Consider the following 12378-nt stretch of genomic DNA (forward strand, 5'->3'; position numbering starts at 1 on the left):
AGAAGCTAGAAGCGAGAGGTTAGAAGCTAGAAAAACCTCGCCTGTAAAAATATTGCTTCTCACTTCTAGGTTCTAGCTTCTTGATGTTTTGGTCTATGGTCAATCGTCCATGGTCGAAGTTATTGTTGCCTCTAGCTTTTCAGAGGTTCCTAAACTACTTTTAACTAACAACTAACTATCCTCTTGCACCGGCTAAAAGCCGGTATTACTCTCTTCAAAAATTGGAGGCACCAATGAAAAAAATGTTCCTTTCGATTCTCATCATCCTTGCCACAACACTCTCACAGGAGGCTATCGCCATGAGTTACCAGCCCGACTCAAATGCCCCGAGGTCAAGTGTCCCGGACGAGTATAAATGGGATACATCCGTTATATTTAAAAGCGACGCAGCTTGGAATGCTGCCTTTTCAAAGGTTATGAATTCCTTAGGCTCTCTGCAGAAATACAAGGGGAAACTCGACTCTCCTGAAAAACTTTCCAAGTGCCTTGATGAATTTTTCGACGCGAAGCTTCAGATGTCGCGCCTATCTCTATACGCCGAGCTGAAACTAGCCGAAGACAAAAACGTTGAAAAGTATCAGATCATGTTCCAAAAAACTTCCGACATGGCTACATCTTTCAACACGAAAACTTCATTCATAAAAGAAACGATTCTGCGCGCTGGCAACGAGGAGATGGAAAAAAACCTAGCCTTCGGCGAAATAAAAAAATACGTCCCCTACATAAAGGAGCTGAGGAGGCGCACCGACAGAATCCGCGGTGAGGAGACCGAGCAAATCCTCGCCATGAGCGGCGACAACCTATTCGCATCCAGCTGGCCAACATCCGATATCGAAATGATATTCAAGTCGATCATGAGGGATCTGCAATTCCCAAAGATAAAGGACGAGGGGGGAAAAGAGGTTCAACTAAACCTTTCCAACTATTCCAAGTTTCGAGCCTCCAAGGACAGAGTTGTTCGAAAGGCCGCCGTGGAAGCGTTTTTGGAATCGCTGAAAAAATATGAAAACATACTGGCCGCCACCCTCGCTGGGGAGGTAAAAAGGGATGTCTTCTTCGCCAAGGCCAGAAAATATGACCGCGCTGTCGACGCTTATCTTGATGCTGACGACATAGACGCCAAAGTGATGGACAACCTCATCGATACAGTAAACGAAAATCTAAAACCGTTGCATCGCTACGTTGAGCTGCGCGGGAAAATGCTCGGCATAAAAGACATCCACCTCTACGATCTTTACACTCCAATAGTCCAGAAGGCGGATGCAAGCATATCCTATGATGAAGGGGCCAACATGGTTGTTGAATCGCTCGCCCCCCTCGGAAAAGAATATACGGATGTAGTTGCCAAAGCCGTAAAACCAGGGAGTGGATGGATCGACGCATATCCAAACAAGGGAAAGGAAAGCGGAGCCTTTTCAACTTCTGCATGGGGAATTCATCCGTTTATAAAATTGAACTACCAGGAAAAAATAGATGACGTCTCAACGCTGACACACGAACTGGGCCACACTATGCACAGCTATCTCAATATGAATGTCCAGCCATTCGTCACATTCGGATACTCGACATTCACGGCTGAAATAGCCTCCACTTTCAATGAAAACCTGCTCACGGAATACCTTCTCGAAAAGTACGCCGACAACGACGAGATGCAACTTTACATACTCGGCAACCTGCTCGAGCAGATACGCACAACGATATACAGGCAAACTCTCTTCGCCGAATTCGAAAGAAAAATACACTCATTCGCGGAGGCGGGGATCCCGATAACCGCAGATCTGTTCAACAAAACCTATCTGGATCTGATCAAAAAATACTACGGCCCCAAATTCAGGATCGGAAAAGATGATGAGGTGGAGTGGGCGTTCATCCCTCACTTCTATTATAAGTTTTACGTCTTCTCGTACGCGACTGGGCTTTCCAGTGGAATAGCGCTCTCTCAGAAGGTTCTATCAGAAGGCGAAAACGCCAGAATAAAATACATCGAGATGCTCGAAGCTCCAAGCACCTCACAGCCAATTGAAATTCTGAAAAAAGCGGGAGCCGATCTCACGAAGCCGCAGGCGATAGAGGCCGCCTTAAATCTTATGGACGAAACGATCACCAGGATAGAAAAAATCCTAGCAAAAAAGAATAAAAGTTGAAAGTTCCGTCAGGAGGACTTTGAGGCACAGAATGAAAGGACTTTCTTCACTCCGTCGTTAAACGCGCTGGTGAATTGAACTCCGAAGCTGGCATCGGTATCGGTTCTCTCCAGATGCCTGACCCTTCCCATCATCGAAAGATCCCCCTCCGACCCGTTCATATTAAACATCACCTCGACCGGAGATGAACTGGAAAAGTCGTTGCTCTCAGCTATTACAAACAGCCCCCCTGTGCTCATATTCTTTATCGTTGCCGGAATAAGCCTTCCGAGGTGGCGGATGGTCGCAGGGATCTGTGTAGAAAACCTAGGATGTCTTCTCTTATCGGACATAGCGGCAATATATCCACAAGCGATCTCTCATGCAACGGTAAATAAAAGGCAGCTTGACCGGATAGGCGCCATAATATATCGCTTTTGGCATGACAGAGCTGGTGGACATAGATTTTTCGGTTGAAGAGGATGCTCTGATACAAGGGCTCCTCGATGCGCGCAACAAAAACGTGGAGGTAATCGCCTTCGGGATATTCTATTCCGGCGTTTTAGCGGATATAGACGTGGACCACGGCATAATAACTATAACCGATGGCGAAGATAGGGCCGTAATAGAGATAGAACGCGTCGAATCATTTTCCATAGTGATGCCATGAAAAAACTCCTCGGAATATTTTCTATAATTCTAGTTATGACAGCCTCATTTATCGCTGGTGGGCGGGAGCAGGCGGTTTATCCACTGGAAGGCATTCCCTTCGAAATAACGATAATAGGGACGAGGTATTATACGGACGTATCGCCGGTCATCAATGGACTCAAAAGATCCCCTTCGGCAAAAAATCTGACTGCCAGCTCAGAAACTCAGGGCAATATAGTGTATATCGGCAGTTATTTGGGAACTCCGGAGGCCCTTTTATCAGACCTAAGGGGACTGGCGGCTGACAGGTTCGGACTCGAAAGCCGGCAGGGAAAAGATGGCAGATGGATTTTTACGCTTAAAAAAAGCCCCCCTATAATGCCAATTGCGCCAGCTTCTAACGGTTATAGGCAAGATATATCCGGCGAATAACAATTGAACTGACCTATTTTGATTCTTTGTAGAATCCTGCTAATAAAATTATTTTTCTTTTTTATCAAATAGTTAAGCTCAAGTTTCCGCATTATCCGAATCATCTTGCACGCTTTGTGCATAGGGGTAAATTTTACCTACCCGCCAAAATTCTCCTTTGATCTCAACGAGTTTGATGAGATCATCCGCATATAATGAGATTTGCTCGGGAGGCGATCTCTTAAAAAGTAGCGTGGCATGGTTCCGACATTCAATTTCTCCACTTAAAGCGAGAACGGGGCCTTCAAATGTTACTAAATTTCAAGACAAGATTATCTATATTTTCAGTTCGAAGTCCCAGCGCCGGGTCAAAGAGCAGCCTCTTCTTTAAATTCCTTTCAAATCAAATAGTTTTGAACACCAGCGATGGGTTTCGCTCGCGCTGGAGATCTTACTCATTCCTTTCTATCTTTGAAAGTAATTGAAAATAAAGGGTATTTAATGAGGGATAGGGGGTGGCAGATGCCTGAAAATCACACGCTGATGGTTGAAAAAGGTTTCATGACGAGACTTAGGAACCTGATCTGCTGCTCAGAGGGGATGGGGACCTGCGACGGAGGCGAATTTTGTTCAAGCAATCCTGCAGACTGGCCGACCATAACAAACGGCCACATAATGGTCTCCCTCTCACAGCCGGAAAATAAAAGGTCCATCCCCGGGATCGACCAATTCAGGGACAAATACACCAAATGGAACCGGGATAATGACTGCATAAGCCTTCTGGCGACATTCGAAGGACTCTCAAAAGGGCTGACGCTATTTAGCACAGGGGGCTCTTTAAGTGAAAAACTTTTGGCAACCGACGAGGGCACGCATGGCAATAAAAATCAGGCGACCTCGAATGCTGTCGAACTCGCTTTAAGAAAGAGATGTTCTATATTCTATGACAAAGACGAGGCAGGCGTCGAGCAATTCAACCCGGCCAGGGCTGAAGATCTGAAGAAAATAAATGAATTCCTGGCAGCCACGTCAAACCTAAATCTAAACGATGACGGCAATGGATTTCATTGGAATGAGATATTCAAGGGAGGGGGGATACTCTCTGCAGGATCGTTTTTAATATGGCTCTTGTACAAAATATTTCGATTCGGGAAAAAGGGTAAAGGACATCTGAACGAATCCAGATTCATAATACGCGGCATAGGTGACGGAATAAACAGCCTAGCCTCAGCAATAAAATATCTCTTCGGCACATCGCTCCCAAACCTCGGGAAGGCCCTCCATTATGCAGCATCGTTTAAGTGGGTAAAAGGCGAAAAACCTCCGGAGAATTTAAAGGCGCCTGAGTCGGATACCGCTGAGGGTCTGATTCAGGATGAGATGGCTCCTGCGCCAAGGGAGGGGGTGGATGTAAAGCCGCATCCGGACGTGGTTCTTGCACAACTCTACGCATTGATTGGAAGCGAACACCACGCCATGGAAGGAAGAAAATTCGCGGCGTTAACCGATGACGGAAAAAAATACCTTGCTGCTGTCGCGATCAGGCACTGGAGCACCGAATCGGAAAGCAGGAGACAGATATTCGCCGAAGAGGACGACCGACTGACAGAAGGAAAACTGCCCAACGACTTTCTATTCAAAATCGTGCGTCACTACCTGAAAAAAGACGCTAATATCAGTATACTTGATGCCTCAGCCAGGGTGTGGGCAGAGCAGATGGAGACCCCTCATGGCGAAAGAAGTGAATTGCCGATGGCTTCGGAATTCACCCCCACTCTCATCGCTATAAAGAGGCAGCTTTTGAATGATGCTCATTTTCAAAACGCCGGTACCGGGACGCGCGAATACATAGCAATGCTTGCAAAGGCAGAATGGGACGTCCTGCCGGACGAGGCGAAGCGATCCTTTATCACCGTCAATGATACACCTGAAACCGGAATTCTGCCTCAACAGTTCGTAAGGGCGTTTAGGAAAAAAATAGCCAGAAGGATGAATAACATAAATCTCAAGTCCGAACTCAGGCAAGAATTGGCAGTCAACATACCATCGGCGCTTGAATGCCAATTCAACGTTCTGGACAAACGACTTTCCAGCCTTATCAGGGCGTGGAGAAAATTGCCCGATGAAATAAAGAGATCTTTTGAAGCGGTTTCGCATCAAAGGATTGGAGCATCCGGAATACCGCTGTATTTTATCGAGTATATCTTCAAGATCATCGGCATCGGACATTTAGCGATGGTACAATCTCTCCCGAATGAAAACGAGTGGAAGCTGGAGGTATTTCCCAACCTCTCGTATCAATCGTATAGCCTCTCTGACGCGATGGAAAATATAGCGACGCTGGATAAAAATTTGAGGATGTATCCGGAGCTGCTCAAAGTTAGAGCCAAGTCCATCATAGATGCATGGGTGCTTCTTGAAGGTGAAGTGCGACAGACGTTCGTCAACGAGGATGATACTCAGGAAATGAGAATAAGCACACTTCTCAAAGAAGAACTCAACCTAGTGCCAAAGAACTTTACAGCACTCATTCATAAATTCAGCTTGGAAACAGCGATTTTTCCGCGATCACCCATCAAGAAGGGGAGCGGAGGACAGGGGGGAGGGAGCTCAGCAAAAGCATCGCCGGCAGGAGAGGAAGTACAAGGCAATGATGAACAAAATTTTACGAATACCACCGCGGCAATGGTTGCGATGCGGGCTGTAATGGAAGGAAGGAATAGTCACGTCGCCGGACAAGGGTCGAGCCAAACCGCTTTCGTACAATCCAAATACATAGCGTCCATAAAATCGGCAGGGACGACTTGGATGCAGCAGGCAAACCCCGTAATGGGAACAGCGGCGCTCTTCGCACCAACTCTTCAGCCCAGGCCTTTGCAGATGATGCCGCAGTTGCAGCCGACCACGATCATTATTCGCTGACAGCCCTGAGCTGTTTTTTGAAGACAAGGCGCATTCGCATAAATGTTTTGAAGTATCCCCCGTCTCGAAAATCAGGAAAGGCCCAGGGGTGGGCTACCCACCCCTTGTTGTACCACAGCAGAAAATCTGCCCAGACGCCTTCGGCGACTGGAATTTTATGACCGCCATCCTTGCCAGTCATGAGGACGACCTTGTTGGCGTCTATATATCCGGGGTCTATATTCACCCTGCGCCTTCCTCCGCTCAGATAGAACGCTTCAACTCCGGAAGCCTTCTCCTTGAACCAAGTCGAACTCTCGGGGGGCAGAATATTTGAAAAAGAGACGAAGCATCTTTTCAAACCGGTCCCCATCTCATTCTCATAGTAAGATGTGTGATCGAATTCCCTCCATGGGCCAACGACATCTCTGGCTCCGAAAAACCGCTCTAGCTTAGAAAGGACTTCATCCAAAAGATCGATCTCCGAAGTTATGATTCCGACTATGGGCTTAATTGACGGCTTCATCTTTTATTTTCCTTGTTATATTTCGATTTCATCTTTACTACTGCATCGAAGGCATCAGCAAAGAGCCTCGGGCTGATTCCGAACTCCTTTTCTATTCTCTGTGCGATCCCCGTCGAAAGCCTATCCTGTTTTTTCTCATCTGCCGTGTTCTTCCTCAAAACTCCGTCTCTCAAAAAAATAATCCCGTCACCAGTTTGAACTGATATGCTTATGTGACGCATCATCGCCCACTCAAATGAATCTATCCATTTTTTTAAAAACAAGGATTCCTCTACAGCGACATCTTTAAGTTTGTATCTGACACGCCTCTTTTCCGCTGACTCCGTAACGAGTAAAAGCTGGCTTGTTTCACCCAGTCGCTCAAGAAATATTTTCCCCGAACGGCCGCTTTGAGACGCGTAACCTGTCTTTGGAACCCTTACAGGGGCTTCCATAAGATAGCCTGGATCAACTAGGTAGCGATCAGAGCCTAGCGATACTATCAATGCACAATGGGTATCAGGGCCATACGACCTGTCGCAAAAGACTCGTATAGTTTCATATCCCAAGCCGGTCAGAATCTGATCGAAAAAATAGGTGAGAGAAAAACACGTTCCTCCGGCCCCATATTCCATATGTTCGGCAAGAACTATATCCGGCATCCTGGGCCGCAATTCCGGGTCGGAAACCTCTGCAAATCTGGCTATTTTCGTAAGGTTTTCATAAGGCATCCTGTGAAATAATCTCGCCAGAAACTTGAGCCCCTCAAGGTCGGGACGAACCCCCCTTGCACCGGTAAGCTTTAGAAAATCCCTTACAACATCGGCATAATGCATAATTGACGCCTATCCGAAAATAAATGATCATGCAACTATGGTGGATATCGTATCGTTCGTCAGAAATTCCGACTATGACCTCCCGGGCCTTATAGAATCCCTAAGGAGATCCGTGAAATTATGCGGTTTCAACCTAGCCGATGTCGCCGGGAAAAAGGTGTTGCTAAAACCAAATCTGCTCGGAGCTTATCCGCCGGAACGAGGGATCACAACCAATCCGGATTTCGTATGCGCCGCAGCTATAGTTTTCCGTGAAGCAGGAGCGATTGTAAGCATCGGAGACAGCCCCAATGGAATATTCGATATAGATACCTGCTGGGAGAGATCCGGGCTGCGCGAGGCCTGCAAAAAAAGCGGCGCTCGCGAAATTCATTTCGAATCATGCGGAAGCACAAAGGTTGGAACTCTCAATATATCCAAAGCCATCTTTGATGCCGACTTCGTCATCAATCTTCCCAAATTTAAAACTCATAGTCTCACCATGATGACTCTTGCCGTAAAAAATCTGTTCGGATGTGTCTGCGGAGTTCAAAAAGCGCGGCTTCATAAAAAACATTTCAGACATGGAGAGTTCGCAAATCTGATCGTAAGAATAGCCAATGCAGTAAAACCTGCTTTGACTATCATAGACGGAATAACGGCGATGGATGAAAACGGTCCCTCGAGCGGACGCCTGCTGAACCTTTCGCTTATAGCGGCTTCGACGAATATGCATCTTCTAGATGAACGATGTTCAAGGCTTGTCGGCATAGATCCGCTAGAAGTGCCTACACTTCAAGAAGCGTTCAAACTGGGGTTGTGGAAACCTGATTCTTCGTGCGAAATAGTCGGCGATGATATGGAAGAAATACGAAGGATAGAGTTCAGGCGCCCAGCTACATTCAAGAGAAAAATATTCAGGTTCAGGTTTTTCAAACTACTTGAACATCTGATTTGGTCCAACCTCTCCAGTCAGCCGGAGATATCCGATGAAAAGTGTAAAATATGTATGTTTTGTGTCAGGGCATGTCCGGTCGAAGCTATTAAAATCCCCTCTGGCGCAAAGAAGCCGGACATAGATGAAAAAGAGTGCATACAGTGCATGTGCTGTCATGAGGTGTGTCCACATGCAGCCATCGACCTGAAGGAGAGCCTTCTGATCAGGCTGGGCAGATGGTATCATGGGCTCACCAAGGGGGCCGGAAAATCGAAGTGCGACGAAAATTAAAATTGCGTTGGATCAATTCGCAATATTGACTTGACCCTCCCATGCTGATAGCAATCCGGACCATGATATCAATGGCTCACAACTGGGACAGTTTTCTTTATCAGTTCATCGTCGGAGGGATCGTCCTTCTCGCCGGGATAGTTATCCCAATAATCAAGAAAGACGTGAAGCTCTCAAACAGGGATGACCAGCTTACTATAGCTGCCATTTTAGGGGGCACCGCCCTTTTCTTTCTCTTTTATCTAGCCTGGCAATTCTATGCCATCAAAGGCGTCTGAGGTCCCTACAATGATCATGAACACAATCGTGGGTACGAAACTGGATTACACCATAATAATTTTTTATTTTGTGGCTATATTCGGCTTCGGATCGATCTTCGCAAAATTCACCAAATCAACGAAGGATTTTTTCTACGGCAACCACAGGTTCTCGTGGTGGTTAGTGGCCTTCTCTTGCGTAGCATCTACCGTAGGTTCATACAGCTTTATCAAATATTCAGCTGCGGGTTACAGTTATGGTTTGTCATCCTCAATGGCCTATCTCAACGATTGGCCGATACTCGGGCTATTCCTCTTCACCTGGTTCCCGATAATATATTTCTCAAACGTGGCATCTGTTCCGGAATACTTTGAAAGAAGGTTCGACACTAAGACCAGACTGATGGCGCTGCTCGTGCTGATGATCTACATGGTAGGTTACGTTGGAATAAACCTCTATACCATGGGCGTCGCATTAAACGCGATGGTAGGTACGGACATCTTTTGGTCGGCGGTAGTTGTTGCCGTCGTCTGCACATTGTATGTCGCCGCGGGAGGACAGGCAGCCGTTATAATGACCGACCTTCTTCAGGGAATACTGCTTTCGGGGGCCGGCTTAGTGCTTTTTGCGCTGGGAATAGTGGCCCTCGGAGGATGGGAACAGTTCTGGTCGCTGTTGCCGGAAGCCTGGAGGCTCCCCTTCGCTCATTTCAACAAGCCTCACGATTTTAACTTCGTTGGTGTATTCTGGCAGGATGGGATGGCGAACAACATCGCAGTGTACTTCATGAATCAGGGTTTCATACTGAGATTCCTATCGCTCAAGAGCGTCCGCGAGGGAAAGAAAACCCTGATTGTCGTGTTGTTCGTACTTATGCCGCTGGCTGCAATCGCGGCGGCAAATGCGGGATGGCTAGGAAAGGCCTTCGTGGGCGCAGGAATCCTGCCCGCCGACGCGGAGGCAAACAAGATATTCGTCACCGTTGCGGACAAGGTCTGCGTCCCTGGTCTTTTCGGTCTGATCATGGCAGCTCTTGTTGCTGCGCTGATGTCGACGATAGATACGCTTATAAATGCGATATCCGTGGTCTTCGTCAATGACCTGTACCGCCCGTATCTGATGAAGAAAAAGAGCGATCATCATTATCTGACTACAGCGAGAATCGTGTCCCTTATCGCAGGCCTGACGGGAATAATACTGGTTCCTGTATTCGCGTCATTTAAATCCATCTATCTCGCCCACGCAACCTTTATAGCGACCGTCACCCCGCCGATGGCAACCGCCATATTCCTTGGTGCATTCTGGAAGAGATTCACGCCTGCGGCTGCATTTTGGTCCCTGCTCGGCGGCTCGATCGCCGTAACGATTTCAATATGGTATCCCCAGATCATCGCACCGTTTTCACACGGAACGGATCCGACAGGCGGATATCAATACATGCGCGCCGCATTCGGCATGTTCGCATCCGTAGTCATAGGAATCATCGTAACATTCTTCACAAAACCCAGAGAATCCTCTGAAATAGAAGGGCTGGTTGTAGGAACGATATCGAAGGCCAAGGAACTCTTCAAAGGCGGAAAAATAAATGAATCGAGATGGAAGCCTGCGTACGGAGTTTTAAAAATAGTGCCTGGCGAAAGAGTTTTAAAACTCCACAGGGGCGCTATGTCGAGACTTAGCTCCGCTGCTGGCGATCTCCTATACGTCTGCGATTCGCGTGGCTGGTTGGGCGGGCTCAGATCGGTTCATGCAAATGCTATGGAACCGCACGATGGCGACCCAAATGAAATAATGATCAGTCAGGATCTGATAGACGAGGGAGGCCTCAGACCTCAGAGAAGGCATAAAGTCGAACTGATAATGTAGGGGGTAAATTGAAGCCTACCCACCTCGCCCTGTTTTTATTGACAGCAATATTATTCGCATCCGCCTCGTCCGAGGCCTACAAGAGCCCTTTGAACATCAGGGAGTGTAAAATATCCGATATCGAATTCGATGACGGAGATTCGTTTTCCTGCGCCGGAGAACAGTTCAGAATTCTGGGAGTCGACACCCCCGAGACCAAACATGAAGATCATGGAATAAAAAAAGATCAGCCGTATGGAAAGAGGGCGGCGAATTTTACAAAGCGGGCGTTAAAAAAAGCCAAACGTATTATTTTGATTGGAGAGATGAAGGACAAATACGGCAGAAGGCTCGCACACGCGATACTCGACGGAGAACTCCTTTCGGTAAAGCTGATAAAAGCGGGGCTTGGCATGGAGACGATAAACCAGCATGGCGATACTCACATGCCGGAATTTGCGGTACAGATACTCGAGGCCGCTGCAGCCTCCCCTGAGCCAAAATTCGAAAACCCGTCAAAATGGCGAAAGAAAAATCAGACGAAGCAAGAAAAATCTCGATAAGAATAGAAAATAGTCTTTTAAAAGCCTATTTCGTCAAGAGCTTCAAGGCCTCCCTGTATTTTTCAGCCGTCTTTGCAACTACATCCGCCGGAAGTTCAGGCGCAGGCGGTTTTTTATCCCATCCGGAATTTGTCAGCCAATCCCTGACGAACTGTTTATCGAAGGAAGGCTGGGATATACCTGCTCTATAAGATGCCGCGGGCCAGAACCTGGATGAATCAGGGGTCAGCATTTCATCTATTATGATGAGTTCGTCATCCAGAATTCCAAATTCGAACTTGGTATCCGCTATGATGATTCCCCGCTTCATCGCATACTTCACGGAATCATCATAAACTCTTATCGATATATCCCTCACCTTTTCCGCAATATTTTTTCCAACCAAGTCTGCCATCTTCTCGAATGAAATATTTTCATCATGAAGCCCCACGTCAGCCTTTGTCGACGGGGTGAATATCGTTTCAGGGAGCTTTGAGGAGTCTATCAAACCGGCCGGAAGTTTTATGCCACAAACGGTCTGGCTATTTTGATATTCTTTAAGACCGCTGCCAGAGAGATATCCGCGAACGATCGCCTCCACTGGAAGCGGCACGGCCTTTTTAACCACCATCGAACGGGATTCGATCGATTTGCAAAGTTCGGAATCTGCAACATAATTGCCGAGAGGGTTCTTACTGATATGATTTGGAATAATGTTTTCGGTGCGCTTGAACCAGAACTTCGCCATCTGGGTCAGCACTTCTCCCTTGCCGGGAATAGGAGTCGGTATAACCACATCGAAGGCGGATATTCTGTCAGTGGTGACAATCAGAAGTTCATCGCCGAGATCGTAAATATCCCTCACCTTACCGCGGGCCTTCAGCTTCAATCCCGGAATATTCGTTTCTGAAAGTTGTCTTGTCATTCAAATCACCTTAAGTAACCTCTGAAAAATCAGCAAATTCATGGCTCCTCTAAAAACTATGCGCTTGTCATCCCCGCAACGACCGTGACTGGGAAAAACAGAAGCTAGAAGCGAGAGGCTAGAAGCTAGAAAAACCTCGCCTGTAGAAATCTCGCTTCTCACTTCTAGATTCTA

At 47.1% G+C, this 12378-nt stretch carries 12 protein-coding genes; 8 read left to right on the top strand and 4 right to left on the bottom strand.

Features of this window, described 5'->3' with window-relative positions:
- Positions 1–233: 233 nt before the first annotated feature.
- On the top strand, positions 234–2144 hold the full coding sequence (gene pepF / locus GX659_05225; GenBank protein ID NLD28189.1) for an oligoendopeptidase F: 1911 nt from the start codon (positions 234–236) through the stop codon (positions 2142–2144).
- Between the two features lie 8 nt (positions 2145–2152).
- Here the strand turns inward: pepF and GX659_05230 are convergent, their stop codons facing one another.
- Entirely contained in the window at positions 2153–2476 is a 324-nt protein-coding gene (locus GX659_05230; GenBank protein ID NLD28190.1) for a PilZ domain-containing protein, read from the bottom strand.
- 89 nt (positions 2477–2565) lie between these two features.
- On the opposite strand from GX659_05230, the gene GX659_05235 reads away from it, so the two are divergent.
- The 3 genes from GX659_05235 to GX659_05245 all read left to right on the top strand — a co-directional run bounded on the left by GX659_05235 (position 2566) and on the right by GX659_05245 (position 6107).
- Positions 2566–2793 carry a hypothetical protein gene (locus tag GX659_05235; protein NLD28191.1) on the top strand — a complete coding sequence of 76 codons (228 nt, stop codon included), beginning with the start codon at positions 2566–2568 and terminating at the stop codon, positions 2791–2793.
- Positions 2790–3206 (top strand): hypothetical protein, encoded by a 417-nt coding sequence (locus GX659_05240; protein ID NLD28192.1) that lies wholly within the window; start codon positions 2790–2792, stop codon positions 3204–3206. The genes GX659_05235 and GX659_05240 overlap by 4 nt, the downstream gene beginning before the upstream one ends.
- A gap of 501 nt (positions 3207–3707) precedes the next feature.
- A complete protein-coding gene (locus GX659_05245; GenBank protein ID NLD28193.1) occupies positions 3708–6107 on the top strand; it encodes a hypothetical protein in 2400 nt (799 codons plus the stop codon).
- On the opposite strand, the gene GX659_05250 is transcribed toward GX659_05245, so the two are convergent.
- Positions 6097–6612 (bottom strand): DUF4416 family protein, encoded by a 516-nt coding sequence (locus tag GX659_05250; protein NLD28194.1) that lies wholly within the window; start codon positions 6610–6612, stop codon positions 6097–6099. The two genes, GX659_05245 and GX659_05250, sit on opposite strands and share 11 nt — an antisense overlap.
- Positions 6609–7427 (bottom strand): arylamine N-acetyltransferase, encoded by an 819-nt coding sequence (locus GX659_05255; protein ID NLD28195.1) that lies wholly within the window; start codon positions 7425–7427, stop codon positions 6609–6611. The genes GX659_05250 and GX659_05255 overlap by 4 nt, the downstream gene beginning before the upstream one ends.
- Before the next feature lie 37 nt (positions 7428–7464).
- Here GX659_05255 and GX659_05260 point away from each other — a divergent pair, with 37 nt between their 5' ends.
- The 4 genes from GX659_05260 to GX659_05275 all read left to right on the top strand — a co-directional run bounded on the left by GX659_05260 (position 7465) and on the right by GX659_05275 (position 11300).
- On the top strand, positions 7465–8634 hold the full coding sequence (locus GX659_05260; protein ID NLD28196.1) for a DUF362 domain-containing protein: 1170 nt from the start codon (positions 7465–7467) through the stop codon (positions 8632–8634).
- 62 nt (positions 8635–8696) lie between these two features.
- On the top strand, positions 8697–8912 hold the full coding sequence (locus GX659_05265) for a hypothetical protein (protein NLD28197.1): 216 nt from the start codon (positions 8697–8699) through the stop codon (positions 8910–8912).
- 16 nt (positions 8913–8928) lie between these two features.
- A complete protein-coding gene (locus tag GX659_05270; GenBank protein ID NLD28198.1) occupies positions 8929–10758 on the top strand; it encodes a sodium/solute symporter in 1830 nt (609 codons plus the stop codon).
- 8 nt (positions 10759–10766) lie between these two features.
- Complete coding sequence (locus GX659_05275; protein ID NLD28199.1) at positions 10767–11300, top strand: thermonuclease family protein; 534 nt, start codon at positions 10767–10769, stop codon at positions 11298–11300.
- Positions 11301–11325: 25 nt separating this feature from the next.
- Here the strand turns inward: GX659_05275 and GX659_05280 are convergent, their stop codons facing one another.
- On the bottom strand, positions 11326–12204 hold the full coding sequence (locus GX659_05280; GenBank protein NLD28200.1) for a phosphoribosylaminoimidazolesuccinocarboxamide synthase: 879 nt from the start codon (positions 12202–12204) through the stop codon (positions 11326–11328).
- Positions 12205–12378 lie beyond the last annotated feature (174 nt).

The organism is Myxococcales bacterium (assembly GCA_012513515.1).
Lineage (GTDB): Bacteria > UBA10199 > UBA10199 > 2-02-FULL-44-16 > JAAZCA01 > JAAZCA01.

What these genes read in the sequence shown, in the direction of transcription:
- pepF (NLD28189.1), top strand. Translation starts at nt 234, where the DNA reads ATGAAAAAAATGTTCCTTTCGATTCTCATCATCCTTGCCACAACACTC.
- GX659_05230 (NLD28190.1), bottom strand. Translation starts at nt 2,476, where the DNA reads ATGTCCGATAAGAGAAGACATCCTAGGTTTTCTACACAGATCCCTGCG.
- GX659_05235 (NLD28191.1), top strand. Translation starts at nt 2,566, where the DNA reads ATGACAGAGCTGGTGGACATAGATTTTTCGGTTGAAGAGGATGCTCTG.
- GX659_05240 (NLD28192.1), top strand. Translation starts at nt 2,790, where the DNA reads ATGAAAAAACTCCTCGGAATATTTTCTATAATTCTAGTTATGACAGCC.
- GX659_05245 (NLD28193.1), top strand. Translation starts at nt 3,708, where the DNA reads ATGCCTGAAAATCACACGCTGATGGTTGAAAAAGGTTTCATGACGAGA.
- GX659_05250 (NLD28194.1), bottom strand. Translation starts at nt 6,612, where the DNA reads ATGAAGCCGTCAATTAAGCCCATAGTCGGAATCATAACTTCGGAGATC.
- GX659_05255 (NLD28195.1), bottom strand. Translation starts at nt 7,427, where the DNA reads ATGCATTATGCCGATGTTGTAAGGGATTTTCTAAAGCTTACCGGTGCA.
- GX659_05260 (NLD28196.1), top strand. Translation starts at nt 7,465, where the DNA reads ATGGTGGATATCGTATCGTTCGTCAGAAATTCCGACTATGACCTCCCG.
- GX659_05265 (NLD28197.1), top strand. Translation starts at nt 8,697, where the DNA reads ATGATATCAATGGCTCACAACTGGGACAGTTTTCTTTATCAGTTCATC.
- GX659_05270 (NLD28198.1), top strand. Translation starts at nt 8,929, where the DNA reads ATGAACACAATCGTGGGTACGAAACTGGATTACACCATAATAATTTTT.
- GX659_05280 (NLD28200.1), bottom strand. Translation starts at nt 12,204, where the DNA reads ATGACAAGACAACTTTCAGAAACGAATATTCCGGGATTGAAGCTGAAG.